2 protein-coding genes and 1 rRNA gene are annotated in these 2,295 nt (G+C 71.0%); 1 reads left to right on the top strand and 2 read right to left on the bottom strand.

The annotated features are described in order from the left end of the window. Positions 1–149: 149 nt before the first annotated feature. A complete protein-coding gene (locus ACFWV2_RS24450; protein ID WP_384407881.1) occupies positions 150–941 on the bottom strand; it encodes a hypothetical protein in 792 nt (263 codons plus the stop codon). Positions 942–1,025: 84 nt separating this feature from the next. Here ACFWV2_RS24450 and ACFWV2_RS24445 point away from each other — a divergent pair, with 84 nt between their 5' ends. Further along, positions 1,026–2,198 (top strand): hypothetical protein, encoded by a 1,173-nt coding sequence (locus ACFWV2_RS24445; protein WP_384407903.1) that lies wholly within the window; start codon positions 1,026–1,028, stop codon positions 2,196–2,198. Positions 2,199–2,204: 6 nt separating this feature from the next. On the opposite strand, the gene rrf is transcribed toward ACFWV2_RS24445, so the two are convergent. Further along, a 5S ribosomal RNA gene (gene rrf / locus ACFWV2_RS24440) occupies positions 2,205–2,295 on the bottom strand; the annotation flags it as partial.

Raw genomic sequence — 2,295 nt, 5'->3', positions numbered from 1 at the left:
GGGGTCTACACCACCCCCCCATTGTCCACCGGTTGCGCCCCTCCCCCCGCGCGGGGGGTGGCCTGGCTACCCCTCGGGTTGTAGGGGGGCCCCCAAAACTAAGCGGGGCGCCCCCGGGGGGGCCCCCCCCTTCTCACACGTCAACCGTGTCAGCTCTTGTCGCCGACACTGTCGTCACTGTCGTCCTCGTCGAGGTCGGCATCCTCGTCGTCGTCCTCGGCGAGGACGACGACGTCCGACTCGTCCTCGGACTCCTCCGACTCGTCGAACGCGTCCACGAACTCGACACCGTCCATCTCGGCCAACCGGTCCGAGGCATCCGTGGCCCCGTCCTTGTCGGCCTCCAGAGCCTTGCCGAACCACTCCCGCGCCTCGGCGTCACGGCCGGCGGCGAGCAGCGCGTCCGCGTAGGCGTAGCGCAGGCGCGCGGTCCACGGGTGAACGGCACTGGAAGCGAGCTCGGGGCTCTGCAGCGTCACGATCGCCGCGTCGAGCTGCCCCAGGTCCCGGCGGGCTCCCGCGGCGACGAGCCGCATCTCGACCTGCCCGGCCTTGTCCAGCTTCTGCACCTCGGCCTCACCGGCCATGGCCAGCGCCCGCTCGGGACGGCCGAGACCGCGCTCGCAGTCCGCCATGACGGGCCACAGCTCGACACCACCACTCATCCGGCGGGCGGCCCGGAACTCGGCCAGCGCCTCGGAGTACTTCTGCGTGGCGTAGGCGGCGAAGCCGGCGGCCTCGCGCACCGCGGCGACACGGGAGGCGAGCCGCAGGGCGACCCTGGAGTAGCCGTAGGCCCCCTCCGGGTCCTCGTCGATCAGCTGGGCGACCATGACGAGGTTGCGGGAGACATCCTCGGCCAGCCCCTTGGGCAGGCTCATGAGCTCCTGGCGAACGTCCGGGTCGATCTCCTCACCGGTGACCTCCGGCGGGATCGGCAGCCGCTTGATCGGCGCGCGATCGCTGCGCTCCCGGTCGTCACGACGGGCATACCCACCCCGGTCGTCCCGCCCCCGGAACCCACCATGGTCGCCACCCCGGTCGTCCCGACGGAAGCCACCACCGCGACTGTCGCCGCCACGGTCGTCCCGCCCCCGGAACCCACCATGGTCGCCACCCCGGTCGTCCCGGCGGAAGCCACCACCACGGCTGTCGCCGCCACGGTCGTCCCGACGGAACGACGAGGGGCGCTCATCACGCCGGTCGTCCCGACGGAAGCCACCGCCACGGTTGTCGTCCCGGCGGTCGTCACGGGGCGGGAAGGAAGGCCGGTCGTCCCGACGGAACGACGAAGGACGCTCATCACGCCGGTCATCGCGGCGGAAACCGCCACCACGGTTGTCACCACCACCACGGCTGTCGTCCCGACGGAACCCACCGCCACCGCGGTTGTCGCCACCGCCGCGGCTGTCGTCGCGGCGGAAGCCGCCGCCACGATTGTCGCCACCGCGGTTGTCGTCACGGCGGAAACCACCGCCACGGTTATCCCCACCACCACGGCTGTCGTCACGGCGGAAGCCACCGCCACGGTTGTCGTCGCGACGGTCGTCACGCGGCGGGAAGGAAGGCCGGTCGTCCCGACGGAACGGAGGCCGCTCACCACGGTCGTCCCGACGGAAACCGCCACCGCGGTTGTCGCCGCCGCGGTTGTCCCCGCCACGGTTGTCATCACGGCGGAAACCGCCACCGCGGTTGTCACCACCACCACGGCTGTCGTCCCGACGGAACCCACCGCCACCGCGGTTGTCACCACCGCCGCGGCTGTCGTCGCGGCGGAAGCCACCGCCGCGGTTGTCCCCGCCACGGTTGTCATCGCGACGGAAACCGCCACCGCGACTGTCACCCCCGCGAGAGTCACCCCCCCGGTTGTCGTCACGGCGGAAACCACCGCCTCGGTTGTCGGCGCCACGGTTGTCGCCACCGCCGCGGCTGTCATCGCGGCGGAGGCCACCGCCACCGCGGTTGTCGTCACGACGCGGCCCACGGAAGCCGCCTCGGTCGCCACCGGCATCGTCCCTGCGACGCGGTTCGCGCTCCGGACGGTCGTCGGGAGAGTTGGTGGACATCGGTGTGACTCCTGTCTTCGGGTACTGCAGTCATTCTCGCGCAGCCGGCACTCAGCCGCGCATCGGAAAAATTCAAGCGAAAAACAAAAGGACCCTTGGTCCCAGCGTGAACGCTGGGACCAAGGGTCCTGAAGAATTGTTCGGCGGCGTCCTACTCTCCCACAGGGTCCCCCCTGCAGTACCATCGGCGCTGAAAGGCTTAGCTTCCGGGTTCGGAATGTAACCGGGC

The organism is Streptomyces sp. NPDC058671 (assembly GCF_042716475.1).
GTDB lineage: Bacteria > Actinomycetota > Actinomycetes > Streptomycetales > Streptomycetaceae > Streptomyces.
This window is presented reverse-complemented; position numbering and strand designations above follow the sequence as displayed.